Raw genomic sequence first — 26,237 nt, forward strand, 5'->3', positions numbered from 1 at the left:
CCAGCACTTAATCAAACGCCCACGTGTACAACACGTCGAGCGCATTGTTCGTGCCCGTCTGGAATTGCAGGGTGATGCGGCGATTCAGCTTATAGCGCAGCTTGACCAGGCTCGTCGCCGTGCTCGTGCCTTGCTCGAACGTCAGGTAGGCGCGCGAGGACAGGCGCTTGCCGACCGTGACGACCGTGCTTTCCAGCCCCTTCGCCTGCGACAGTCCCACTTCATCAAGGCCCAGCGAACTGGCCAGCTTGCCCTGCAAGCCGCCGCCGGAGCCGCCGAAGAGGGCGCCTGCGGCCGTCGTCAGCAGGGCCATTTCATCGCCGGCCGCCGTTTCCGCACCGTGGCCGAGGATCAGCCAGGCCAGCTTGTCGCTGTCCGACACGCTCGGCGTGGAGACCAGCTTGGCCGTCGGCGCCTGGGCCGTGCCGCGCACTTCCACGCCCGCTTCCACATTCGTTTCCGACAAGGCTTCGCCCTCGGGACGCTTGCGCACGGCCAGGATGTTGAGCGACGGGTTGTCGTAGGCGCCCGTGAAGGCGATCAAGCCCCGCTCGATCGACAGCTTCTGTCCATAGGCCGCGTACTGGCCGTTGGTGACCTTGATGCTGCCCGTCACGCGCGGCGCGGCGCGGTTGATGACTCTGGCGCGCACGTTGCCGGCCAGGTCCGCATCGATGCCCATGCCGCGCAGGTGGAAGGCGCTGCCCAGGTCAAATTCCAGGTCTATATTCAGGGGCAAGGATGGCGCTTCCTTGCCGCCCTTGACTTCCTTGCCCAGCACCACCACGTCGCTGCTTTGCGTCGGGGTATCTTGTGGCGCCAGTTCGATCAGCGCGCGGTTGGCCTTGAACTTGCCCTCGAAGCTGAAGCGCTTGTCGTTGCGCACCAGGGTGCTGTTGCCCGACAGGATCAAGGTACGGTCGGGACGCGACAGCGCTTGCAGGCGGTCGGCCATCAATTTCAGTTCCAGGCTCGCTTCGCCATTCGCAAAGCGTACCCAGCCATCTGCCTGCACCTTGCCGTCGCCGCCGTCAAAGCTCAGGCGCTGCAGTTGCAATTGATCGCCGGCCAGCTTGGCTTGCAGCACGCCATTGCGCAATTTCAAGCCCTGGTCGGCCCAGTTCACCAGCAGCTTGCTGCCGTTGATGTCGCCATTTAATTGCGGTGCGCCGATGGTGCCGCTGCCGGACAAGGCCACCTTCAAGGCGCCGCCCAGTTCCAGCCCTGGCTGGCCCGTCAGCGGCGCCAGCCAGGCCAGTGTATCGATGCTGGTGGTGCCCGTCAGCGAGAGGGCGCTGTCGTTGCTGATGCGCCCGTTCAGCATGTGCACGGTGGCGTTGATATCGCTCTGGCCCGCGCGCGCGCCGTCGAGTTTCACGGCCAGGCGCAGTTGCTGGTTGGCTACGTCCACTCGCGCATCGATGGTGCGCAAGCCCAGCGCCAGCGGCTGTTCCACACCCACCGTCACGTCGCCTTTTTCGCGGTAGATGTGCAGCATGCCGGCCAACGACGGATCCTTCTGTTTCGCCGTCGGCACCTGCATGTCGAGCGACCATTGCGCGCCCAGGGTCAGGTCGCTGCGCGCATTGGCTTGCAGCGAGGGAATCACTTGCGCCAGATAGGTCAGGGCCACGCCGGCCGCCTGGCCGGAACTGCTCCAGCGGGGGCCGTTCTTGACGAGGCTTTGCATGGTAATGCTGCCTGCCGGCAATTTGATGACGGTATTGCCCACGCTGATCTGCTCGGGCTGGCCCAGGCCCGCCACGCCGCTGCCGGCCGGGCCCGCCACTTTCACGGGCACAGGCGCTTGCAGCACCAGCGCATAGCGGCCCTTGTTTTGCAGGCTGTCGATGGTGCCCGTCCAGCTGGCGCCGCTCTGGCTGCCGCGGATTTGCACGCTGGCGTCGAAATCGTCGTTGCGCGCCGCCAGGCTCACCGTATGGCTGCCGCGCGTGCCCGTCGTGCCCAGACGGGCGCTGGCCAGCTTGAAGGTGGGCGTGCTGTAGCCCGTGATGTCCAGCGCGCTGACCATGGGGTCGAGCGCGCCCTGGCCGGCGCCCACGCTGGCGCTGCCTTTGATGGCTTTCAATTGCTGGTCGCCAAAGAAGGTCAGGTCACGGCCATCCAAGGTCAGTTGCGCGGCGGGCGCGTCCATCTTGCCGCTCACGGAACCGGCTGCCTGCAGCACGCCGGCAAAGCGCGGGCCCAGGGTCGACAGTTGCGGCGCATCGAGTTTCCATGTCAGCTTGTCCGTGGCGCCACCGAGCGCGCCCTTGGCCAGCAGGCTGTTCGGCCCCAGGCGCAATTCCGTATCCACGCTGTCGATGCGTTTGGCGTTGGCCGACAATTTGGCGTAGCCGGCCAGCGGCGCATTTTGCAGAGTCGATTCGCGCAGGGCCAGGTTGAGCGCCACTTGCCAGTCGCTCGTCAGGCGGCCGCTGCCGTTGAAATCCGCATTGACGTTGCCGTTGGGCAGCGATGCGCCAAACGCGGCCGGGTTGATCTTTTGCAGCGAACCCGTCATTTTCAATTCCGCTTGCTGCTTGGCTCCCGTCAAGCCCACTTCGCCGCTGGCGTGGATGGCGCTGTCGGGCGCAGGGCGCTTGCCGCTGGTCAGGCCCAGTCCCTTCGCATCGGCAACAAAGCTCGTGCGCGGCTGCTGCATCGTGCCTTGCACCACGCCGCTGGCCAGTACCGTGCCCAGCAAGTCGCCCTGCAAGGCGGAAAGTTGCCGCGCATCGACGTTCCAGTTGAGCTTTTCGCCGGCGCCGCCGAAGTTGCCCTTGGCCGTGACATTGTTCTTGCCCAGTGCCAATTGCACGTCGATGCCGCTGAAATGGGTCGCGTCGGCCGTCAGCTTGCCCTTGCCGGACAGGGGCTGGTCGAGCAGCTTGCTGGGGCGCACGGTGAAGTCCGCATTTGCCAGCCACTGGGGAGCCACGTGGCCATTCGCGCGCACGTCGAGGTTCAGGTCGGCTACGGGGAAGGCGCCGAAATCGGCAGGGTTCAGGCGGCTGGTGCTGGCCACGGCCTTGAACGGTTGCTCGTCCTTGAGGCTGATCTGGCCCGTCGCGTTGACGCTGCTTTTGCCCGCTTGCAAGGTTGCCTTGCGCAGTTGCACCAGTGAGTCGGCGAGGGTCGCTTCCACGTCCAGGCGCAGCTTGGCTTCGCCGAGCTTGGCACGCAGGGTCTGCGTCTTGCCGTCGCTGTCGAGCACGATGTCGCCCACGATCTTGGTGCTGTTGATGCTGCTGTACATGTGCTGCAAGTCGATCTTGTCCGTGTGCAAGGTCAATTGCGCATTGCCGATGGGCGCGTCGGCCGCATCGCGGTTAAGCTTGCCGCTACCCGTGAATTTACCCGCATTGCCGAAATCGATGATGGCCGATTCCAGTGTGGTAGCCGTCAGGGTGCCGCCCAGGCGCGCCTCGAACTGGCGCAGCGGCAGCTTTTGCTGGTCGATGGGACCGGGTGTGGCGTGGTTGAGGATGGCCAGCTTGCCCGACACGGTTTGCGCGTTGGGACGCGTGTCGATGGCGGCATCGAGTTCCAGGCTCAGGTCCGCCTGCGGCAAGGTCGCGTCAAACTTGCCCGGATTGATGTTGCGGCCACGGATGTTGGCCGAGCGCAGGATGATGACGGGATCGAACGGCGCCAGCGCCAGCTGGGCATCGGCCGTGGCCGCGCCCGCGCTGCCCTTGGCCGTCACGTTCAGCAGATTCAGGTCGCCACCCAGCTGCAGATTCAAGGCGGCGGGTTTTTCACCGGCTGCGGCATTGAGCTGCGTCAAGCCGGCCTTGCCTGACAGTTTGAACGGCTGCGTGGCCGCTATCGTCGCGCTGGCCGTGGCCTGGCCGAACGGCGTCAGGGCCGACGCGTTTTCCAGCTGCCATTGGGTCTTGTCGCCCGACAAGGTGAAATGGATCTTTTCAAATACCGTGTTGCCGCCCGCGCTGACCAGGGTCACCTTGTCCAGGCGCGCGTCGGCAATGCCGATCTTGAACGGTGCCGCCAGGCTGGCGGGCATGGTCGATGGTTCCTCGGACGGCGCCGTGCTTTCCACGGACAGGCTGGCCACGTGCAGTTCGCTGATGGCGATGCCTTCCGAGAAGAACTGGAACGGCGACCAGTTGATGTCGATATTGTCGGCCGTGATGTGCTGCGTCTTGCTGCGGTAGCTGACGTGGCCCAGGTGCATGCGGTTGTAGAGCGAGCCGGACACGCCCGACACTGCGATGTCGCCGCCGCTGGCGCTGGCCACTTTTTGAACCAGCATCTGCAGGGTCGATTCGCGGCCCAGGAACCAGAAGGCGCCGCCCAGCAGCACGGCCAGGCTGGCGACGGCGATCAGCACGTAGCGCACCCAGCGGCGCGGTTTTTTCGCCGGCGGTGGCGGTGCGGCGTCGTGGGACTCGGTAGTCATATCGGACATCAGAAAGTAAATCCCAGAGAGAAGTGCAAACGGTAAGCGTGGACGGCGTGGCCATACGCCACGTCGACATTGATGGGGCCGACGGGGCTCTTGTAGCGCCCGCCCAGGCCATAGCCCGATTTCGGCGTCATGGCCGCTTTGACGGTGTCGGCCGCGTTGCCGGCGTCATAGAAGGCGGCAATGGCCCACTTCGGCTTGAACCAGTACTGGTATTCGGCGCTGCCGGTGAGCATGTAGCGTCCGCCGATGGTGGCATCGCCTTCCTTGACGCCCAGTTCCTGGTAGGCATAGCCGCGCACCGACTGGTCGCCGCCCGCGCGGAACAGGTAGACGGCCGGCACGCCGCGTTTTTCCTTCGAACCGAGCGCGCCCATTTCGCCGCGCACGATCAGCTCGCCCTTTTCACCGAGCGGGCGGTAATACACGGCCTTGCCGGCCACGCGCACGAAGCGTTCGTCCGTCAGTACGGGCAGCAGGGCGCCGCCCACCTGGGCATTGATGACATAGCCCCTGGTGGGAAACAGCAGGCTGTCGAGGCTGCGCTTGGTGATGGCATAGGTCAGGGGCAAGCTCTTGCTGCGCGTCTGTTCCAGGCCCACGACGGTCTTGTCTTCGCTGAGGAACTCGAACGTCAGGCTGCGTTCGAGGTTGGTGCCGCCCCAGTTGCGCTTGGCCGAGATGGTGGTGACGGCCGTGATTTCATTGGAAATATCGCTGCGCTCAAACGAAGCGCCGGCGCTGTCGTTGTAGCCGCGCTCAGTGGTGGGGAAATAAAAATTGGCGTGCGCCGCCTGTTTCTTCGTTTCCATGGTGATCGCGCTCTTGAAGCGCGTGCCCCACACGTTCAGGTTGTCATAGTTGAGCTGGGCGCGGTTACCCGTGTTCGTACTGAAACCGAGACCGGCGCTGACGTTTTGCTGCTTGTTTTCCGTCACGCGCACGACCAGCGGCAGCAGTGGCGCGGGGCCGCGGTTGGCGGGCTTGGCTTCAGGGACGGCACCGGCGGCCTCGGCTTGCTGGCTTTCCTGGGCCGCTTCGATCTGCTCGCCCAGGATGCTGCTCATGTCGGCACTCACTTCCACGCTGGCAAAGTAGCCCGTGTCCTGCAGGCGCGCCTGCAACGATTGCAGCGCCGATTCGCTGTAATAGTCGCCCGGGCGTATCTTGTCGAGGTTGCGGATGATGCTGGCATCGTAGCGCTTCAAGCCTTCGATGCGCAGCTCGCCGAAGCGCAGTTCAGGGCCGCTGTCGAGCACCACCAGCAGGGACACCTTGTGCGTTTCCGGATCGACCACGGCTTGGGTATCGACCAGCTGGGCGCGCGGGTAGCGCGTCTGTACCACTTCGCGCAGCAGCGCGCGCTTGGCCGATTCCCATTCGGCCTGGCGGAACACGCTGCCCGATTTCAGCGACCAGCTGCGCTTCAGGGCTTCCGTGTCGAAGGGCTCGGAAGCGGCCAGCGGCGGCGTGGGGTCGAAGCCGCGCAATTCCAGTTCGACCTTGTCGACGGTCGCGGGCGGGCCCGGGTCGACGTCGACGATGACGACGGGTTTGGCGCCCGTCGTATCGACGCGCACCGTGACGACTGGCGTGTAGTAGCCGGCCGTGGCGATGAGGTTCCTGGCCTCCTCGGGCGTAGCGCGCACGAGGCGCCGCAATTGTTCGCGGTCCATGCGCGGGTTGCCGCGGAAGCGTTCCAGGTCCAGGTTTTTTTCCAGCAACTCATCGAGGTCGCCGGGCGCGTTGACCTTGACCTCGTACTGCAGCGGCGCGGGCGCCGCTTCCGTGGCGCTGGCGCTCTCTGGCGCAGCATCTTGCGTGCGTTCTTGCGGCCCTTCCTGCGCGCGGGCTTCGGCGATCGGGCATATCAAGATGACACTGCCGGCGGCCGCCAATGTCAGTTGCCCCATTACTTTTGTCACTACTTGTGCCAAAATTCGTGGTCGTATCGCCTTGCCGGCAGCCGTATGCCGTATGGGTCGTGCAGAAAACATGGTGCTCCAGATGAGTAAATGCTGACTGCATGTTACCGGAATAGGTAAACTGATGGCGGACGAATAAGTATTTTTTGCCCGGGGAGTCACGTTTCCCCGCGCACGATTGCAACAGAGTAAAACTGAAAAGAAAGAAATTATGCTAGCAACGGACTCCGCACTGGTGCTCTTTAGCGGTGGACAAGATTCCACCACCTGCCTGGCCTGGGCCCTCAAGCACTATAACCGTGTCGAAACCATCGGCTTTGACTATGGACAGCGCCATGCGATCGAGCTGACCGTGCGTCCTGGCGTGCTCGAACAGATGCGCCAGCAATCGCCCGAGTGGGACCGCCGCCTGGGCCAGGATCACATGATCGACCTGTCATTGATTGCCGCCATTTCCGATACGGCCATGACGCAGAACGTCGAGATCGTCATGCAGGAAAACGGCTTGCCCAACACTTTTGTTCCTGGCCGCAACTTGCTGTTCATGACGGTGGCTGCCACCGTGGCGTATCGCCGCGGCTTGACGGTGCTGGTGGGCGGCATGTGCGAGACGGATTTTTCCGGCTACCCGGATTGCCGCGACGATACGATGAAGGCCCTGCAAGTGGCGCTGAACCTGGGCATGAATACGCGATTGAAACTGGAAACGCCGCTGATGTGGCTGGACAAGGCGCAAAGCTGGGACCTGGCGCAAGACCTGGGCGGCCAGCCGCTGGTCGACCTGATCCGCAGCGGCACGCACACGTGCTACCTGGGTGAACGTGGCGAGCTGCACGACTGGGGCTATGGCTGCGGCACTTGTCCCGCCTGCGCCCTGCGCGCGAACGGCTACCAGCACTACGCGGCGCGCAAGGCTGCAAAGCAGGCTGCCAACTAAACAGGTTGCGCCGTTTCTTCAAGCGGCGCGGCAGGGGGACAAGCCATGCTGTGGTTTTTGCCACAGGAGAACCTTGCCATGAAATCCCTCTTTGCCGCGCTGTACGGCCCCGTGTTCTGGGCCGGCTTCATCGGCGCCGCCGCCTGCCTGATTGCGGTTGCTCACTACTCCCTCTGGGTCTTGCCGCCCTTGCTGCTGCTGGCCCTGCTCACATCCTTTCTTGCTGAACGCTATCTGCCATACGATGGCGCGTGGAACCATGCGCACGGCGACGGCTGGCGCGACGCGTTGCATGCGCTCGTCAATGAAGCGCTGTACCTGCTGGGCCTGGCTGCTTTTCCCCTGCTGGCCGGACACCTGGCGCTGGGGGACTTCTGGCCAGTCCAGCTGCCATTCTGGGGGCAACTGCTGCTGGCGATCCTGATTGCCGACTGCGGCATCACGCTCGTGCATTACCTGAGCCACCGCTATTATTTTCTGTGGAAACTGCATGCCGTGCATCACAGCGTGCAGCGCATGTATGGCTTCAACGGCTGGATGAAACATCCGCTGCATTTGCTGCTGGAAGCGGCGGGCGGCATGCTGCCCTTGCTGCTGCTGGGCATACCGGAGCATGTCATGGCCGTGCTGGCGTTTGCCGTGGCGGTCCAGCTGTTGCTGCAGCATGCGAATGTCGACATGCGCATGGGGCCGCTGCGCCACGTATTCGCCTGGGCGCCCTTGCACCGTTTCCACCACATGAAGTACGGCACGGCCGGCGACGTGAATTTCGGCCTGTTCTTGACGTGCTGGGACCGCCTTCTGGGCACCTGCTTCGACGCGCCGGACTATCGCATGCGGGGTGAAGACCTGGGCATCGGCAGCCGTCCCGATTATCCCGTGGCCTACCTGCCGCAATTGATCGAACCATTCCGCGCGGAAGAGGGCGTGCGCGCGCCCGAGCTGCCGGCCGGTTTGCGCCAGGGTCTCAGTCGAGCAGCGTGACCTGCAACTGGCGCAAGCTGCGGTCGGCGCGCACGCCGAACAGGCTGCGCATGGTGCGCGAAAAATGCGCGGCATCGGCAAAACCGGCGCCGTGGGCGGCGTCCGTCAATGTACCGCCAAGCAAGATGAAACGGATGGCCAGGCGCAAGCGGCGCCACAGCACCAGGCGCCGCACGGGCAGGCCCAGCTGGGCGCTGAACAGGCGCTCCAGCTGGCTCAGCGACAAATGCGCCGCCTCGGCCACGGCGGCCGCGCTGACTTTGCCCGACAGCAGCGCGTCGACCTGGTCCAGCGCGCGCTGCACGCGCACGTCGGCGAGGATTTCCCTCGGTTGTGCCTGCAGCGCGGCGGCCAGGCTGTCGAGGCTGGGCACGCCTGCGCTGCTGGCGGCCGCCAGCAAGGCCGCGCCACTCAGGCGCTGCGGTTCCGCATAGATGGTCAGCATGGGGGCTGGCGCGCTCAGGATGGCGTGCGGGCGCAGGCTGTCGATCAGCAAGTGCCGCGCCGTGTGGACGATGCCGTCGAGCTCTGCCGTGAAGGGCGCCCCGGTGCTCAGCATCAGCTGGTGCGCATAATGGGCGTGGCTGTCCGTGGCGCCCGCTGCGCCATGCAAGATGGCAAAGTCGGGCGCCAGCCATAGTGTTCCCTGCCAGCTGTCCTGCTGCAAACGAGACTCCTGCGTGATGGTTTCCAATGCATCGAATTTTCCCGACGTAGACATTATTGCATTTGCGAAATTTGTGATTTTTTTAATACAATATTCAGCATTGCAAGGGCGCCCGCTGTAACGTACTATCATTCTCATCGACTACCGATGGTAATCGTGCAGCCCGCTGCCAGCCATGCTGCTGGCCGTGTAGCGGTTTGATGTCCGTTCTGCTTGTCCGCCTGCCATGCCTACACGCGCGTCTACGTCGTGGTTTGCTCGATCAGTGTCGCACTGGGTGGGGCCGCGCGTGCTGGCTGCGCTGGTGCTGGCGCTGTGCCTGGGGCTGACGTATGGTGCCTGGCGCAATGCCCACGACGCCAGTGAACAGCAGGTGCAGGCCGATTTTGACTTTCGCGTGCGCGAACTGGTGGGCAATATCGTCGTGCGCATGCAGACCTACATCCAGGTGCTGCACGGCGTGCAGGGACTGTATGCCAGTTCGCAGGACGTCACGCGCGGCGAATTCCATGCCTATCTGGCGGTGCAGCAGGTGCACCGGCATTTTCCTGGCATCCACGGCATCGGCTACCTGCCGTTGTTGCCCGGTGCCGGGCTGGCGCGGCACGAAGCGAGCGTGCGCGCGGAGGGCTATCCCGGCTATGCCGTGCGTCCGCCGGGCCAGCGCGCCTGGCATGCGCCCATCACGTATCTGGAACCTTTAAGCGAAAGCAACCTGCTGGCGTTCGGCTATGACATCTGGTCCGAACCCGTGCGCCGCGCCGCGCTCGAACAGGCGCGCGACACGGGGCAAGCGGCCATGACGGGCAAGATCCAGCTGGTGCAAGATGGCGGCAGCGCTCAGACGCATGGCTTCCTGGTCGTGCTGCCCGTGTATGGCAATGGCTTGCCGCATGGTAGCGTGGCGCAGCGCCGCGCCGCCTTGCGCGCCTGGGTGTTTGCGCCGTTCCGCATGGCCGACCTGATGGCGGGCGTGGGCGGCGAGGGGGCGCGCGAGCTGGACCTGGCAATCTATGATGGGGCACGACAGGCTGAGGCGGCGCTGATGTATGACAGCTTGCCGGACATGCTGGCGGAGGCCGGGTCGGACAGCCTGGTGTCGCAGCAGGCGGTCAGCATCGCCGGCCATGTCTGGACCTTGCGCGTGCGCGCCATGCCGGGCTTCGATGGAGAACTGCTGGCGCGGCCCCGCCTGGTGGCCTGGACCGGCTTGCTGGCCAGCATCGTGCTGGCGCTGGCGGCCTGGCTGCTGGCGGCGAGCCGCACCCGCGCCCAGGCGGCGCTGGCGCGTTCGAGCCAGTTGACGGACCAGCTCGAACAGGGCCAGGCCAGCGTGCTGGCGATGGCCGAGGCGGCGCAGCGCAGCCAGGCCATGCTGCGCAGCATCCTCGATTCGACCATCGACGGCATTTTGGTCGACAACATCGCAGGCCGCATCTTCACTTCGAACCGGCGCTTCCGCGACCTGTGGCAAGTGCCCGACGCGCTCGACTGGCAAGCGGACGGCGCGGCACTGGTACGCCATATGGAAAGCCAGCTGGAGCAGGCGGCGCCTTTCCTGGGAGCACGCGCCCACGCGCCGCACGGCCACCGCGAGCGGCGCGACGTGCTGCACCTGCGCGATGGACGGGTGGTCGAGCAATACGTGCGCAGCATGCAGCTGGGCAATGAACAGGCGCGCTTGTGGACCTTCCGCGACATCAGCGAGCGCAGCCAGATGGAACGGCGCGAGCACACGCGGCGGCAAGTGCTGGAAATGCTGGCCACGGGCGCGCCGCTGGAGCGGGTGCTGGAAAGCGTGGTGCTGAGCGTGCAAGCCGACCATCCCGCCATGCTGTGCAGTATCTTGTTGCTCGATGAAAATCGCCACCGCCTGGTGCTGGGCGCGGCGCCGAGCTTGCCCGCGTTTTTCAACCTGTCCAGCCATGGCCATGACCTCGACACCCTGCAGGGCGTGCATGGCATCGCCGCGCAAGCGCTGCGCGACGGCCAGCGCGTGATCGTGGGCGACCTGCATGCCGCTGCCGATGTGCCAGAGACGATGGAACTGGCGTGGCGGGCCCAGCTGCAATCGTGCTGGGCCGAGCCCGTGCGTGGCGGCTCGGGCAAGTTGCTCGGTGTGCTGATGGCGTATCACCGCCAGCCGACGTTACCGGGCGCGGCGCATCTGGCGCGGCTGAGCGAGGCGGCGCACCTGGCCGGCATGGCCATCGAACAGGCGCAGGTGGCGCTGGCCCTGCGCGCCGGCGAAGCGCGTTTCCGCAGCCTGTACGACCATGCGCCCGTGGCCCTGTGGGAACAGGACTGGTCGGCCGTGCGCGCCGCGCTCGATGCGCTCAAACAGGCGGGCGTGCGCGACCTGGGCGCCCACTTCCAGGCCAATCCGGACGCGCTGCAGCGGCTGGCGGGACTGGTGCGCATCATCGATGCGAACGGCGCCGCGCTGGCGCAGGTGCGCGCCAACGAGGGCGACCAGCGCCGCGGCGCGCTGGGCCTGGCGCAGAATTTCGATGCCAGCGCCTTGCCCCGTTTCGGCGATGCGCTGCTGGCGCTGGCTGGCGGCGCCCACCTGTACGAATGCGAGAGCAGCTTCTTGCGTCTCGATGGCGCGGCGCGGCAAAATGAGCTGAGCTTGCTGGTGATGCCCGGCCATGCCGACAGCCTGGACTTCGTCATGGTGTCCTCGCTCGATATCACGGAGCGCAAGCGCATGAACGCGGAATTGCTGCAACTGGCCACCACCGATTTTTTGACGGGCTTGCCGAACCGGCGCCATTTCATGGCGGCACTGGAAAACGAGCATGCACGGTTGCAGCGTGAACTGGCCAGCTGCGCCAGCGTGCTGATGCTCGATATCGATCACTTCAAGCGCGTCAACGACGAGTATGGCCACGCCGTGGGCGATACCGTACTGCGCCACCTGGGCGCGCTGATGTGCCAGGCGCTGCGCAAGGTCGACGTGCCGGGCAGGGTGGGCGGCGAAGAATTCGCCATCTTGCTACCGGGCACCGACCTGGCGGCGGCCGCCGTGTTTGCGGAGCGCTTGCGCCGGCGCGTGGCGGAAAGTTCGCTGACCACCGATGGCGGCCTCCTGATCACCATCACGGTGAGCATCGGCATGGCCGCCATGGCCGGCACCGATGCCGATTGCGACGCCGTGCTGGCGCGCGCCGACGAGGCGCTGTACCGGGCCAAGCGTGGCGGACGCAACCGCATCGAACAGAATGATGGCGGCAGCGACGGCGTGCTCAGCAAGTTCATGGCGCAGTGATTACAGGCTGTGCTGGTGTGCTTGTGCCTGCTTTTGCTTGCGGCTGACGATCAGCCAGACGATGGCGACGGGAATCAACAGGGGCAGCAGCACGGGCGTGCTCAGCGCCAGCACCAGTACCACGCCGAGTGCCAGCACGGCGATCAGCACCACGCCCACTCCCGCCAGCACCACGCCCGTGACGACGGCGGCGCACACCAGCGCAATGGCGGCGACGAGCAAACCGCCACCGGCAAACACCAGGCCGAACAGCCATTCCAGCGGACCGTCGACATCGTCGCCGTTGAACTGCATGTGCATGTCGCTGCCGCCGACCTTGTCGAGGAACAGGCAGGCCAGCATGACGATGAGGACGAAAGTGAGTATTTTTTTCATGGTAAGCCTCGGTGTGTGGGTGATCGGGGATGGCATGCTCACACTGTAGGGGCACGCCGGGCTGGCCGCCAGCAGCGTGCGACAGGCCGTCATTTTCACGGTATGGGAGGTCTGTACGGGCAGAAAACGCTGAATCTGGAACAAGATTTCTTTTCTTGTAATACGCGCAAGCCGTCCTATACTGAACACCTCAGTCTCGCAAGGAGGGCAACATGCTTTTGTTTGCAGATACCGGGGATCAATCGCTATCCCTTTCCCACCATCAAACCACGCGCCAGCGTAGCGCCCCGCAGTCCTGCGCCGAACCCGTCGGTGCGCCAGCGGCGATACCGCCGATCATCATCAATCCCTTTAATTACCATGCGCCACTGCCAGCCATCGACCCGCGCTGGGTGCCGCCCGGTCCGCCGCTGACCTGGCCGAACCGGCCGGCCATGTCCATGTGCTGACGGCACCGGCGGACGGCAGCCGTCTGGCCTGGCCATGAAAAAGCCCGCATCGCGGGCTTTTGCCAGTACCTGCCCGCGTCAGGAGGATTTGCGGCGCAGCATGAAACCCAGCAAGCCCAGGCCGGCCAGCAGCATGGCATAGGTTTCCGGTTCGGGAACGGCCGCGATGAAGGCGTGGTTATCCGTCTCGAAGGCATTCTGCGTGGAGTGGAAGGCAACCGAGGTGATCTTGCTGCCAGCGCCGGCGAAGGCATTCACGTACAGACCCACGGACTGGTTGCCGTTGGCGGCATCGCCGGCCAACGCTGCCAGTTGCATGCCCGTCAGCGTGGTCGAACTGTGGTCGGCAAAGGTGTAGGTCACGCTGTTGTACGTGTCCGGCGAACCCATGTAGAAGCCGAAATAGCTCAAGCCGCTAGTGAAGTTGGCGATCACGGGCGAGAACTGGTCGGAAGAAGTGCCTGCCGACAAATACTTGCTGATATCGCCAGGAGGCGCAGCATGGTTGCTGTTCGTGCCGGTAAACAGCGCGCCGTCGATGTAGTTGGCGGGCAGGATGCCGCTGTTGAAATCGATCGTGGTGGCGCCTGCAACGGATGTCACCAGCCCTTCGCCGGCCAGGGCTGTGCCGCCGGCCGTAAATGTGGGGACGGCGCTGGCGCTGCCGGCGGCGGCAACGAGCGTCGCGCATGCCAGTGTGGACAAGATTCTCATGTTTATTCCCTCAAAGATGTATAGGTGTACGCAGCTGTTTTGATCAGGACAGGCAGAAGTGCTTGGCGTGGCGATGCAAGGCGGCGTGCGGGGATGAGGGGCGCCGCAGGGATAAAAATTTCTTGTGGCCAAGCATTACTAAATGCAATATTTGAAATATAAAAAACATAATTCAGATTGCAAAATAATAATAGTCGTACTTGAGCAATATCAAAGCTCGATTGCTAGAATGAAGCTACTACATTGATAGCTTGTCTTATTGCCGAGATCGACTATGGCGGGCCGCGCCTTACCTTGCGGCAAGGCGGCACGGGTGGGCGTTTTCGACTATCATGCTAGCCCCGACCTTCCATCACGAGCACCGCCATGAGTACCGATTTCCCCGACTTTTCCGACGAAGCAGCCGAGCCAGACAATGACGCCCCGATCCAGGAGCCGCGCCTGTGGGTAGGCAATGGCTGGACGGCGAGGGTGATCAAGAACGAGGAAGATGAAGGCTGGGCCGTCGCCATGATCAAGGACGGCGAGCCGGAACCGGCGCTGGTGGGTCCGTGGACCATGGGCCGCGACAAAAAAAACCCGAAGCCGCTCGACGTCAACGCGTTCAACACGCTGGTCAAGACGGCGTCGGAAGTGCTGCGCCGCCACGAGCAGCAGCTGCATGCGCAATTGCACAAGAACCTGTTCGTCGCCACCGACGAGGGCCAAGTCAAGGTGATGTTCGACATCGTCCCCGACGAAGACCACCCGTACGCGGAACTGAGCGCCTACGACGCCGACGGCGAACAGATCGCCAAGGTGCGCACCTCGGCCGCGTTCAAGTTCAATGCCACGTCAGCGGCGAACTGGATCGAGGGCGGCTACCGCCGGCCGTAATCCGGCGCCACCACCGGCGCCAGTGGTGATGTCGGATTACGGCCCTTCGGACCTAATCCGACCTACGTCCGACCTACCTCTTGCCGGCGGTACGCCAGCCGGTACAGCAGCGGCAGCACCAGCAAGGTCAAGGCTGTCGACGACAGGATGCCGCCGATCACCACGGTGGCCAGCGGACGCTGCACTTCGGCGCCCGTGCCCGTGGCAATGGCCATCGGCACGAAGCCCAGCGAGGCCACCAGCGCCGTCATCAGCACGGGCCGAAGGCGCGTGATCGCTCCCTCGCGTATCGCCTCCTGCAAGGGCATGCCCTGTTCGCGCAGCTGGCGGATGTAGGCGATCATCACGAGGCCATTGAGCACGGCCACGCCGGACAGGGCGATGAAGCCGACGGCCGCCGAGATCGACATGGGTATGTCGCGCAGCCACAGGGCGACGATGCCGCCCGTCAAGGCGAACGGGATGCCGCTGAACACCAATAAACCATCCTTTACATTGCCGAACATGGCGAACAGCAAGACGAACACGAGTGCCAAGGCCACGGGCACCACCAGTTCCAGGCGTTTCGTGGCCGACTGCAATTGTTCGAACTGGCCGCCCCAGCTGGTCCAGTAGCCGGCTGGAATGCTGACCTGTGCATGCAACTGCTGCGTGGCGTCGGCAACAAACGAGCCGATGTCGCGCCCGCGCACGTTGGCGCTGATGACGATGCGGCGCTTGCCGTCTTCGCGGCTGATCTGGTTCGGTCCCGGCGCCACTTGCAGGCTGGCCACTTCACCGAGCGGGATGAAGCGGGCACGGCCTTCCGCCGCCGCACCCAGGGGCAGGGCGATGGGCAGGCGTTTGAGTTGCTCCAGGTCGCTGCGCAGGCTGTCGGGCAGGCGCACGACGATGTCGAAGCGGCGGTCGCCCTGGAACAGGGTGCCTGCCTCTTGCCCGCCGATGGCCGTGGCAATCGCCGCTTGCACATCAGCAATGTTGAGGCCGTAGCGCGCCGTCTGCTCGCGGTCGATCTGCACCGTCAGCATGGGCAGGCCAGTCGTCTGCTCGACTTTTACCTCTGTTGCGCCCGGTATCTTGCCCAGCACGCCGGCGATCTTCGCCGCCGTACTGTCGAGCACGACCATGTCGTCGCCGAACAGTTTCACGGCCACGTCGCTGCGCACGCCGGAAATCAGTTCATTGAAGCGCAGCTGGATCGGTTGCGAAAACTCGTAGTTATTGCCGGGCAAGCTGGTGGCCGTCGCTTCGATTTCCGCCAGCAAGCGCTCGCGCGATTTTCCCGGTTCCGGCCATGCGTCGCGGGGTTTCAGCATGATGTAGCCGTCGGAAATATTCGGCGGCATAGGGTCGGACGCGATCTCGGCCGTCCCCGTGCGGGCGAAGACGCGGGCGATTTCCTTGTGGTTTGCCATCAGCTTGCTTTCCAGTTGCTGCTGCATGGCCAGCGATTGCGTCAAGCTGGTGCCGGGGATGCGCAAGGCCTGGATGGCGATGTCGCCCTCGTTCAAGCTGGGTACGAATTCGCTGCCCATGCGCGTGGCCAGCAAGCCCGACAGCACGACGGCCACGGCCGCACCCGTCAGCACGACGGGCGTGTTGCGCATCACCTTGTCCAGCAGCGGCGCGTACCAGCGCTTGGCGGCGCGCATGATGGCGTTTTCCTTTTCCGCCACCTTGTCGCCGATAAACAGCGCCACGGCGGCGGGAATAAAGGTGATCGACAGCAGCATGGCGCCCAGCAAGGCGATCACCACCGTCAGCGCCATCGGCGTAAACATCCGTCCTTCCACGCCCGTCAGCGCAAAGATCGGCAGGTACACGACCATGATGATCAGCTGGCCATACAGCAAGGGCCGGCGCGCCTCTTGCGATGCGGCAAACACTTCGTGGAAACGTTCCTGCAAGGTCAACGGTCGTCCCAGTTTCTGCTGCGCATGGGCCAGGCGGCGCACGCAGTTTTCCACGATCACGACGGCGCCATCGATGATGATGCCGAAGTCCAGCGCGCCCAGACTCATCAGGTTGGCGCTCACGTGGTATTGCACCATGCCCGTAAACGTGAACAGCATGGCCAGCGGGATCACCATGGCCGTGATCACGGCCGCGCGGATATTGCCGAGGAACAAAAACAAAATGGCGATCACCAGCACCGCGCCTTCGAGCAGGTTTTTCTTCACCGTATTGATCGCCTTGTCGACGAGCACCGTGCGGTCATACACGGTGACGGCGTGCACGCCTTTCGGCAGGCTGCGGTTGATTTCCACCATCTTCTTGTCGACGGCTTGCGAGACGGCGCGGCTGTTTTGCCCGATCAGCATGAACACCGTGCCGAGCACCACTTCGCGGCCGTTTTCGGTGGCCGCGCCCGTGCGCAGCTCGCGCCCCAGCACCACGTCGGCCACGTCGCGGATGCGGATAGCCACGCCCTGCACATTGGCGACGACGATGTTGCCGATGTCGTCCTTGGAGGCCACCTGGCCCGGCGCGCGTATCAGCAATTGCTCGCCCTGCTTTTCGATATAGCCGGCGCCCACGTTGCTGTTGTTGCGTTCGAGCGCCGTCACCACGTCTTGCAGGCTGATGCCGTAGGCGGCCAGTTTTTCCGGATACGGCGCCACCTGGTATTGCTTGGCGTAGCCGCCGATGGCATTGATTTCCGTCACGCCCGTGACGTTGCGCAACTGCGGCTTGATGATCCAGTCCTGGATTTCGCGCAAGTCCGTCGGCGTGTATGGCGTACCATCGGGTTTTTTCGCGCCCTCCTGCGTTTCCACCGTCCACAGGTAGATTTCGCCGAGGCCTGTAGACACGGGTCCCATCTTCGGCGTGATGCCAGCCGGCAAGCTTTCCTTGGCTTCCTGCAAGCGCTCGTTGATCATCTGGCGCGCAAAATAAATGTCCGTGCCATCCTTGAAGATCACGGTCACTTGCGACAAACCATAGCGCGACAGCGAGCGCGTCTGTTCCAGGTTCGGCAAGCCGGCCATGGCCGTCTCGATGGGAAACGTCACGCGCTGCTCGGTTTCCAGCGGCGAATAGCCGGCGGATTGGGTATTGATTTGCACCTGCACATTGGTGATGTCGGGCACGGCGTCGATGGGCAGCTTTTGATAGCTGTAGATGCCCAGGCCAGCCATGGCGGCGACGGCCAGCATCACCAGCCAGCGCTGGTCGATGGCGAAGCGGATCAAACGTTCAAACATGATGGTTTCCTTTCGTTTGACGTGATCAGTGTTCGTGGCCGGCAGAATCTTTGCCCAGCTCGGACTTCAGGACAAAACTGCCTTGCGCCGCATACGGCGTGCCGGCGGCAAGTCCCTGCTGGATGTGCGTCAAGCTGCCATCGCTGCGGCCCGGCACCACGGGCGTGGCCTGGTAGCCATCTTTCACTTGCACGAAGACGACGGGCTTGTCTTCCACCGTCTGGATGGCCGTGCTGTGCACGGTAACGGGCGCGTCCGCTTCACCGGACACCACTTCCACCGTGACGAACAGGCCCGGGCGCCAGGCCATGTCGGGGTTCTGCAAGCTGATGCGTGCCTTGGCCGTGCGCGTCTGCTCGCCCAGCAAGGCGCCCACATAGGTGATCGTGCCTTGCGCGCTGGCGTCAAATGCGGACGCTTTCACTTCCGCCTTGCCATTCACGCGCACGGTGGCCAGGTCTTTCGCCGGCACGGCGATTTCCGCCCACACGGTCGACAGGTCGGAAATGACGAAGATGTTCGCGTCTTCCTTGACGGCTTCGCCCAGGGTGATGTGTTTTTCCAGCACCATGCCGTCGAACGGCGCGCGGATCTCATAGCGGTTCAACGGACCTTTGCTGGTACTCGTGGCGCCCAGCGCGCTGAGCTTTTGCTGCGCGTTCTGCACGGCGATTTCCGCTTCGCGCCACGCTTGCTGGGCCTGCAGATAATCCTGTTCGGCCGAGATTTTTTCGCGCCACAGTTTTTCTTCGCGCTCATACGTGGAGCGGGCCAAGGATAGCCGCCGCTGCGCCGACAGCAGTGCGCTGCGCTGTTCCGACAGTTCCGTGCTGGCGATGACGGCCAGCACTTGCCCCTTTTTCACCAACTGGCCCAGGTCCGCCTGCACGGCTTCCACCACGCCGGCCAGACGCGGCACGACGTGGGCCGTGCGGTCTTCATTGAAGCGGATTTCGCCGGGCAGGGCCACCGTCGTTTTGATGCGGCCCGGCGCGGCCGTGGCGATGACGACGCCGGCCGCGCGGCTTTGCGCGGCGCTCAATTCCAGCTTGCCTTCCACTTCTGCGTGGCCGTGTTCGTCTTTCTTTTCAGCATGTGCTTCCGCCTTGACGGCAGGGGCGGGTGGGGCGCCAGATTTTCCCGTGCCCAGGATGAGGATGGCCAGCACGATGCCGGCCGCCGCGATGGCGCCGATGGCGATCGCTTGTTTTTTGTTGAGTGTGATGTTCATGGAGGGTGTTCCTTACAGGGAAGCGGGGGCGCCCAGCAGGCGCTCGATCTCGGCGGCGGCGTGCTGCGCTTCCGTCAGCGCGCGCAGGTATTGGTTTTTGGCTTGCAGCAAGGTGCGCTGGGCATCGAGCACGTCGAGGAAGGCGAACTTGCCGAACTCGAAACCCTTGCTGGCCGCGTCGTAGGCGCTCTGGGCGCCAGGCAAGATGTCCTGGCGCAAGCTTTCCACGTCCAGCCGTGCCGTGGCCAGCCGTTCGATAGCGGCGGCCACGTCCGTTTGCACGGCGATGCGGGCGGCGGCCAGCTCGTCGCTGGCCTTGTCGCTGCGGCGCAGGGCGTCGAGCTTGTTGCCCGCGTTGCGGTCGAAAAAAGGCAGCGGCAAGGCCAGGCCGATGATGGCCTGGTTGCGGCCCAGTTCTTCCGAGCGCTTCATGCCGATGCTGAATGTGACGTCGGGCGTGGCGCGCCGCTGTTCCACGTCGAGCATGGCTTGCCGCTGGGCCAGCGCGCTGTGCGCCTGGCGCACGGCCGGGGCTTGCCCCAGACGCGCCGCCAGTTCGCTGGCCGGGGGCAGCTCGGGCAAGGTTTCCAGCCGGCCTTCCGCCAGGGTAAAACGGGGCGTGGCATTGCCCCACAGCGCGGCCAGGCGCTTGCGCGCGCTGGCCAGGGTGCTGCGGGCCAGGTTCAGCTCCAGCCGCACGCTCGCTTCGGCGACACGGGCGCGGGTTTCCTCGACGGGCGAGGCCTTGCCGGCCGTCACTCGTCGGGCCGTGATGTCGCTGGCGCGCGCGGCCAGCGCCTGCGCGCTGTCGGCCAGGCGCAAGCCTTCCTGCGCCGCCAGCACGTCGACAAAGGCGGACGTGACGGCGGCGCGCGTGTCGGCTTGCTGCAGGGACAGGCCCGCTTGCGCCAGGTCTGCGCCGCGCTGGGCGACGGCCGCGCGCGCCCCGCGCTTGCCGCCCAGTTCGATCAACTGGTTCAGTTGCACGGTGGTGCTGCGCGTGGCGCGCCGCGTGTCTTCCAGCACGGTTTGCAGTTCCGGGTTGGGCAAGGCGCGCGCCTGTTGCAGGGCGCCGCCTTGCGCCGCCAGTTCATGGCGGGCGGCCGACAGGGTGGCGTTGCCGCCCTCGGCCAGGGCCAGCGCGGCGGGCAAGGTCAGGGGCGCGGCGGGTTCCACGCTGGATTGCGCGTGGGCAAAGTTGCCGGCCAGCAGGCCAGCGGATAGCAAGAAAATGAATCGGTACATCGAATTCTCCAAGGTACGGAAAAAGAATTCGACGGGACGCGCAGGCTGGCGCCTGACTTACGTTGAAAAGTGATTGAAACGTCCCGTCGGCCTAGATGGCCGACGACCAGTCAGGGCGCTTGGGAGCGTCCGGGATGTGGGAAGCGTAAAAGAAGGGGGAGGTGTCCGCGTTGACGGAGGCCATGTCGCCGGTGGGCAGGCTGGAGCCGGCCGGCAGCCATGCATGGCCGATGCCGTGGCAGACGTTGCAGTCGCTGTGCGGCTGGCCTTTGGATTGCTTGTCAGCCTTGTCGGCCACGGGTTTTTTGTCCGCGTCCGCCTTGTGCTGGTGGCTGTGGTGGCCCAGGTGCTGCGCCGCCTTGCCTTCCTCGTGCAGGCAATACGCGCTCGCCGCGGCCCAGGACATCTGGAGCGGAAGCACGAACAGCAGCAAAATGAGGAAGAATCGGCGCATGGTGACGGCTATTGTACAGAAAGAAGCGCTTAACGTGGCTGGGCGCGCCACGCCTTCAGTTGCGCGGCGATGGCCCTGCCCTGGAACAGTTGCGGCTCGGAATGCTCTTCCGCCTCCATGCCGCCTTCGCGGAAATCGGCCGCCTCGCGCGCCTGCACCAGCACCTTGGCTTGCTCGAACGCTTCGGCAAAGCCTGCGCTCTTGGGCAAGGATTCCTTGAAGTACGCTTCGCTGAAATACGTAAAATCGTTCTGGTCGTCGCAGCCGAACGAGGTGCGGTCGCTGCGCGCGGCCGTGATGATGAGGGTATTGTCATCTTTTAAGGGCGCGATGAAGCCGCCCGCATAGCAGGCCGAAACGACGATGACTTTCCAGCGGATGCCGCTGTGCTTGAGCATGGACGCCAGTTCCTGCGCGGGCAGGCTGTGCAAGTCCATGCCGTTTTGCGCCAGCGCCAGTTCGTGTTCGGGCGAGCCGTGGCTGGTGAGGAACAAAAACAGGATGTCGTTGGCCTTGTCCATCTTCGCGCCCAGGGCGTCGAGGCTGGCGGCGATGCTGGTGCGCGTGGCCATCGGTTGCTGCGCCACCGTGTTGCGGCTGTTGACCAGCATCAAGGAGCGGCCCGTGGTGCCGTAATCGCGGTCGAACTGGCGCTGCACGAAGGCCGTTTCGCGGTGAAACACTTCCTGCGCGCCATCGCCGGCCACGCCCAGCAAATACAGATTGATTTTTTTCGCCGCATCGCGCGGCGCGATGCGGGCCAGGGCGCCGTCGAGCAGGGTGCGCTGGTTGTACAGGGCCAGCTCGATATTGTCGCGCGTGAGCTTGTCTGCGGCCGGGTCGTCGAGCTGGCCTTCCATCCAGTTGCCGCTGTCTTCGCGCCGGCCGTCCGCCTGCGCCACGGCGTAGCGCAGCACGCCCTTGCCGTCGAACTGGCCATTCTTGAAGCCGCCCCGGTATTCGTCGCCGTCGGCCGTGCGCAGCACGCCAGTACCTTCGAATTTCCAGTCTTTCAGCTCGCCTTCGTAGTGGATGCCGTCGCTGGTGGTGACGGTGGCCTTGCCCTGCACCTGGCCCTGGACGAAGTCGCCTTCAAAGACGGTACCGTCCGTGTCGGTCAGCTTGCCGGCGCCGTGCGGGCGCCAGTGTTTGAAGTGGCCTTCGAAAGTGGCGCCATCGGCGCCCTGAAAGCGGCCTTGCCCCTCGAAGCTGCCCTTGACGAAGCTGCCTGCATAGATTTCGCCCTTGGGCGAGGTGTAGCGGCCGATGCCGTCGAAGGCGCCCTGGCGGAAGGCGCCCGTGTACTCGACGCCGGAGGCCTGGCGCAGCATGCCCTGGCCGGAAAACACGCCTCGCGCGAAGCCCCCTGCGTAAAACGCGCCGCTCGCGTATTCGAGCCGGCCCTGGCCATGCATCTTGCCTGCGACGAGGGGGCCGAAATAGCGTCCGCCATCGGCCGTCTCCGCCGCCGGCGCCTTGGCAGGCGCGGCGCACAGCGGCGGCATGCCCAGCGCGGCAAAGACCAGCAGGCCGGCGAGGGTATAGGGGCGAAGCGAGGCGCGTAGCGTGGCGGTCATGAGGACGGTCTGGTCTGTGGGAAGGGGCCTAGTCTGCCACTGTATCGCCAAGGTGGCAAATGCCGGCGTGGCGTGTGTTGCGGTGCCTCAAGGCAAGATTGTGCATTTTATGCCGTGCCAAGGCTGGGCTGAACTGATAATATTGATTTTCAGAACATATCGACACAAGGCACACAGTTACCCATGGAAAGCCGTCTCAGCCGTCTGGAAGCCGTTCAAACCGTGTTGCTGGAAATCGGGCAGCGTTCGAGCACCTGCAGCGATATCAGCGAATTCCTGCAGGCGGTGCATGCGGCGCTGGGCCGCATCATGTATGCGGCCAACTTTTATGTGGCCCTCAGCGACCATGACGACGGCCTGGTGCGCTTTCCCTATTTTGTCGACGAATTCGATGCCGCGCCCGACCCGGACGAGGGCGTGCGCCTGGCAAGCGCGGCGCAGTCGCCCACGGCCTGGGTCATCGTCAACCGCAAGCAGCTGGTGATGACGGCCGACGACGACGCCATGCGCGCCATCGGCGGCGGCGCCTGGGGCGGCGGCACGGCGGCCGAGCACTGGATCGGCTGCCCGCTGCTGGACCAGCAGCACCAGGTGCTGGGCGCCATCGTCATCCAGAGCTACGACGCGCAGCACCACTTCAGCCTGGAAGACCAGGCCCTGTTCGCGCTGATCGCCACGCACGTGTCGAGCGCCCTGCAAGGCATGCAAAGCATGGACCGGCTGGAAAAGGCGGTGCAGGAGCGCACGGCCTTGCTGGCGCACGAGGTGGCCGAGCGGCGCCGCGCGGAAAACCTGCAGCATGCGCTGTATGAAATCGCCAACCTGTCGGCGCAGGCATCCGACGCGACGACCCTGTACGCGCGCCTGCACGCCATCATCAGCGAACTGGTGACGGCGAAGAATTTCCTGATCGCCCTGTACCACCCGGACAACAAGGACATCACGATCCCGTATTTTGTCGATGAAAAGGATGCACAGGCACCCGTAAAACGTTTTCACTATGGCATCGGCATGAGTTCGTACGTGCTGGCGCGGCGCAAGGCTTGCCTGCTGGACGCCAGCAGCTACGCGGCACTGGTGGCCAGCGGCGAGATGGACGAGCCGCTGGGCAATGTCGGCATCGCCAGCTGGATGGGCGCGCCCATGCTGCTGGGCGAGCGCAAATATGGCGTGATCATCGTGCAAAGCTACGACGAATCCGTCGTATATGGCCAGGCCGAACTGGACGTGCTGGCCTTCATGGCCAGCCACGTGGCCGTGGCGATGGCCCGCATCCAGGCCGACAGCGCCATGCGCCGGGCCAAGGAAACGCTGGAAGAGCAGAACGCGGCCCTGAACAGCGCCCTGAGCGCCTTGCAGGAAGCGCAGTCGGAACTGGTGCGCCAGGAAAAACTGGCGTCGCTGGGGCGCCTGGTGGCGGGCGTGGCGCATGAAATCAATACGCCGCTGGGCATTTGCGTGACGGCCACCAGCCACCTGGTGCAGGAATTGAAACTCACGCGCGAAGACCTGGAAGGCGGCCAGCTCGATGAAGACGGCTTGCGGCAATTCTTCGACATTATCGACCAGACCCTGCGCATCATGACGACGAACACGCAGCGCGCCGCGGCGCTGGTGCGCAGCTTCAAGCAGGTGGCTGTGGACCAGTCCTCGGACGAATTGCGCAGCTTTAATTTGCGCAAATACCTCGATGAAATATTGCTTTCCTTGCAGCCGAAGCTCAAGGGCAAGCCGGTCAAGGTGGAGATCGACTGCGCGCCCGAGGTGCAGTTGCGCAGCTATCCGGGCGCCGTCTCGCAGATCGTCACGAACATGGTGGTCAATTCACTGGTGCACGGCTTTGCCGAAGGCGAGCCGGGCAAGATCAAGATTTCAGCCAGGACGGCCGGCGAGATGCTGGAACTCGACTACAGCGACGACGGCATGGGCATGGACAGCGCCACCCTGGGCCAGCTGTTCGACCCCTTCTTCACGACCAAGCGCGGTTCCGGCGGCAGCGGACTTGGCGCGCATATTCTGTATAACCTGGTGACGGGGCCGCTGGGAGGGACGGTGAAGGTGGTTAGTGCGCCGGGGATGGGCTTGCATTACAAGATACGTTTCCCTCTCGGTTTCAATGATGTGTCCTTGAAAACCTAAAAACGGCGGGCCGGATTGGCCCGGAATGCCCGTATTGGAGACCTGGGCCGAAGCGTGTTTTGCCGGTGTGCGTATTGCTCAGCGACGTAGGTCGGATTAGGCCGCAGGCCGTAATCCGACAACATTGTTGACGTGGCCGGTGGTGATGTCGGATTACGCGCAAGCGCTAATCCGACCTACTAATCCGGGAAACGCTGATTCAGCGCCAGCGCTGCATCCAGATTCGCAATCAGCAACTCCACATACTGCGGGTCGAGGTGGCTGCCGCTCACTTCGCGCAGGTAGCTGACCACGCGCTCCAGGGGCCAGGCGTCCTTGTAGCAGCGCTTGTGCATGAGGGCGTCGAAGACGTCGGCGACGGCGGCGATGCGCGCGTATTTGTGGATGTTGTCGCCCACCAGGCCTTGCGGGTAGCCGCTGCCGTCGTATTTTTCATGGTGCTGGTGGGCGATCACGGCGGCTGCCTTCAAGAGCGGGCGCTGGGAGCCGTCGAGGATGGACATGCCCACGGTCGGATGCTGCTTCATGATTTCCCACTCGGCCGCGTCGAGCTTGCCCGGTTTCAGCAGCACCGCGTCCGGCGTGGAAATCTTGCCGATGTCGTGCATGGGCGCCGCGTGGCGCAGCACCATGGTTTCCTCTTCCGACATGCCGGACGCCTGCGCCAGCAGCTGGCACACTTCGGCCATGCGGCGCACGTGGTTGCCGCCTTCGTGCGAGCGCGATTCGACCACGTCGCCCAGGCGCAGGATCAGTTCGGCCTGGGTATCGGTGATTTCCTGCGTCAGCAGGATGTTGTCGAAGGCAATCGCCACGCCCGAGCAGAACACTTCCAGCAATTGCGCGTCGAGGTCGGAGATTTCTTCCACGCCTTTCAAGACCAGCAGCGAAGCCTTGCCGCTGCTGTTCGGAAAATAGCCGACATAGGTGTCGCCGTGCAGGCGCGAGATCTTGTTGCTCTTGGCATGGTCCAGCTGCGACAGCAGGGACGGGCTGAGGATGCCGCCGTCGGCTTCATGGTCGCCGATCTGTGCGAGGATTTCATAATCCTGCTCGCCCGTGATGGCGCTGGCGCCGCGCAGGCGCAGCAGCATGCTCGTTTCCAGGCGCAGCAGGGCGACGACTTGCTGCAGCAGGCCGCTGGCGAAGTCGCGCAGGTTGCGCTGCTTGAAAATGTGCGCCGAGGCGGCGATGACTCTTTCCAGGCCTTCACGGTAGTGCAGCTGGGCCTGGCGCGCCTCTTCCACCTTCATGATGTCGCGGTAGGCGCGCAGGGCGGCAAAGGTGGTGGTGAACAGCTTGGTGCGGTCCAGTTCCGTCTTTTCCTTGTAGTCGTTGATGTCGTAGTTGACGATCACGCGTTCTTCCGGCGCCTGTCCCGGCTGCCCGGTGCGCAGCACGATGCGCGTAAACTGGTTGCCCAGGTCTTCGCGCATCCAGCGCGCCACTTCCAGGCCGCTGTCTTCGCGTTCCATCACCACGTCCAGGAAGACCAGCGCGATGCCGTCTTCGCGCGCCAGCACCTGCTTGGCTTCGGCGCCGCTGTAGGCGTGCACGAAACTCAGGGCGCGGCCCTCCAGGCGGAAACGGCTCAGCGTCAGTTTGGTGATGTCGTGGATGTCGGGTTCATCGTCGACGAGCAGGACTTTCCAGGGAGGTAACTTGGGCGATGCTGAAGACAAAAATGACATAAGGGCGAGTTCCGCTAAAAGGCATAACTGACGCAATGTTGAAACGCCTGCGCCAGGAATTCCTGTG

17 protein-coding genes are annotated in these 26,237 nt (G+C 64.3%); 6 read left to right on the forward strand and 11 right to left on the reverse strand.

Going from position 1 to position 26,237, the window contains the following annotated elements:
* Positions 1-7 precede the first annotated feature (7 nt).
* Together CLU91_RS19155 and CLU91_RS19160 are read right to left on the reverse strand one after the other, a co-directional pair.
* Entirely contained in the window at positions 8-4,432 is a 4,425-nt protein-coding gene (locus CLU91_RS19155) for a translocation/assembly module TamB domain-containing protein (protein ID WP_100875409.1), read from the reverse strand.
* Complete coding sequence (locus CLU91_RS19160) at positions 4,432-6,342, reverse strand: autotransporter assembly complex protein TamA (protein WP_100875410.1); 1,911 nt, start codon at positions 6,340-6,342, stop codon at positions 4,432-4,434. Before CLU91_RS19160 ends, CLU91_RS19155 begins: the two co-directional genes overlap by 1 nt.
* 223 nt (positions 6,343-6,565) lie before the next feature.
* Here CLU91_RS19160 and queC point away from each other — a divergent pair, with 223 nt between their 5' ends.
* A complete protein-coding gene (queC, locus tag CLU91_RS19165; protein WP_100875411.1) occupies positions 6,566-7,291 on the forward strand; it encodes a 7-cyano-7-deazaguanine synthase QueC in 726 nt (241 codons plus the stop codon).
* A 78-nt stretch (positions 7,292-7,369) separates the two neighbouring features.
* A complete protein-coding gene (locus CLU91_RS19170) occupies positions 7,370-8,275 on the forward strand; it encodes a sterol desaturase family protein (RefSeq protein ID WP_100875412.1) in 906 nt (301 codons plus the stop codon).
* Here the strand turns inward: CLU91_RS19170 and CLU91_RS19175 are convergent.
* Entirely contained in the window at positions 8,259-8,996 is a 738-nt protein-coding gene (locus CLU91_RS19175; RefSeq protein ID WP_100875413.1) for a helix-turn-helix domain-containing protein, read from the reverse strand. The two genes, CLU91_RS19170 and CLU91_RS19175, sit on opposite strands and share 17 nt — an antisense overlap.
* A 211-nt stretch (positions 8,997-9,207) precedes the next feature.
* Between CLU91_RS19175 and CLU91_RS19180 the strand changes: the two genes are divergently transcribed.
* Positions 9,208-12,213: a sensor domain-containing diguanylate cyclase gene (locus CLU91_RS19180; protein ID WP_232730800.1), complete on the forward strand. Its 3,006-nt coding sequence runs from the start codon at positions 9,208-9,210 to the stop codon at positions 12,211-12,213.
* On the opposite strand, the gene CLU91_RS19185 is transcribed toward CLU91_RS19180, so the two are convergent.
* Positions 12,214-12,588: a hypothetical protein gene (locus CLU91_RS19185; RefSeq protein WP_100875414.1), complete on the reverse strand. Its 375-nt coding sequence runs from the start codon at positions 12,586-12,588 to the stop codon at positions 12,214-12,216.
* A 212-nt stretch (positions 12,589-12,800) separates the two neighbouring features.
* On the opposite strand from CLU91_RS19185, the gene CLU91_RS19190 reads away from it, so the two are divergent.
* A complete protein-coding gene (locus CLU91_RS19190) occupies positions 12,801-13,037 on the forward strand; it encodes a hypothetical protein (RefSeq protein WP_100875415.1) in 237 nt (78 codons plus the stop codon).
* Between the two features lie 78 nt (positions 13,038-13,115).
* On the opposite strand, the gene CLU91_RS19195 is transcribed toward CLU91_RS19190, so the two are convergent.
* Positions 13,116-13,751 carry an Npun_F0296 family exosortase-dependent surface protein gene (locus tag CLU91_RS19195; RefSeq protein WP_100875416.1) on the reverse strand — a complete coding sequence of 212 codons (636 nt, stop codon included), beginning with the start codon at positions 13,749-13,751 and terminating at the stop codon, positions 13,116-13,118.
* Between the two features lie 366 nt (positions 13,752-14,117).
* Here CLU91_RS19195 and CLU91_RS19200 point away from each other — a divergent pair, with 366 nt between their 5' ends.
* Complete coding sequence (locus CLU91_RS19200; RefSeq protein WP_035824298.1) at positions 14,118-14,627, forward strand: hypothetical protein; 510 nt, start codon at positions 14,118-14,120, stop codon at positions 14,625-14,627.
* Between the two features lie 62 nt (positions 14,628-14,689).
* Here the strand turns inward: CLU91_RS19200 and CLU91_RS19205 are convergent, their stop codons facing one another.
* From CLU91_RS19205 to CLU91_RS19225, 5 genes are all read right to left on the reverse strand, one after another.
* A complete protein-coding gene (locus CLU91_RS19205; protein ID WP_100875417.1) occupies positions 14,690-17,833 on the reverse strand; it encodes an efflux RND transporter permease subunit in 3,144 nt (1,047 codons plus the stop codon).
* Between the two features lie 25 nt (positions 17,834-17,858).
* Positions 17,859-19,064 carry an efflux RND transporter periplasmic adaptor subunit gene (locus tag CLU91_RS19210; protein WP_100875418.1) on the reverse strand — a complete coding sequence of 402 codons (1,206 nt, stop codon included), beginning with the start codon at positions 19,062-19,064 and terminating at the stop codon, positions 17,859-17,861.
* A gap of 12 nt (positions 19,065-19,076) precedes the next feature.
* Entirely contained in the window at positions 19,077-20,309 is a 1,233-nt protein-coding gene (locus tag CLU91_RS19215; protein WP_157814736.1) for a TolC family protein, read from the reverse strand.
* Positions 20,310-20,400: 91 nt separating this feature from the next.
* Complete coding sequence (gene czcI / locus CLU91_RS19220) at positions 20,401-20,763, reverse strand: cation efflux protein, CzcI family (RefSeq protein ID WP_100875419.1); 363 nt, start codon at positions 20,761-20,763, stop codon at positions 20,401-20,403.
* 29 nt (positions 20,764-20,792) lie between these two features.
* The gene (locus CLU91_RS19225; RefSeq protein ID WP_100875420.1) at positions 20,793-22,340 is read right to left on the reverse strand and encodes a C13 family peptidase; all 1,548 of its coding nucleotides are present in this window, start codon (positions 22,338-22,340) and stop codon (positions 20,793-20,795) included.
* A 183-nt stretch (positions 22,341-22,523) separates the two neighbouring features.
* Here CLU91_RS19225 and CLU91_RS19230 point away from each other — a divergent pair, with 183 nt between their 5' ends.
* Positions 22,524-24,479 carry a GAF domain-containing sensor histidine kinase gene (locus tag CLU91_RS19230; RefSeq protein WP_100875421.1) on the forward strand — a complete coding sequence of 652 codons (1,956 nt, stop codon included), beginning with the start codon at positions 22,524-22,526 and terminating at the stop codon, positions 24,477-24,479.
* 179 nt (positions 24,480-24,658) lie between these two features.
* Here the strand turns inward: CLU91_RS19230 and CLU91_RS19235 are convergent, their stop codons facing one another.
* A complete protein-coding gene (locus CLU91_RS19235) occupies positions 24,659-26,170 on the reverse strand; it encodes a response regulator (RefSeq protein WP_100875422.1) in 1,512 nt (503 codons plus the stop codon).
* Positions 26,171-26,237 lie beyond the last annotated feature (67 nt).

It is taken from the genome of Janthinobacterium sp. 64 (assembly GCF_002813325.1).
Classification (GTDB): Bacteria; Pseudomonadota; Gammaproteobacteria; order Burkholderiales; family Burkholderiaceae_D; genus Janthinobacterium.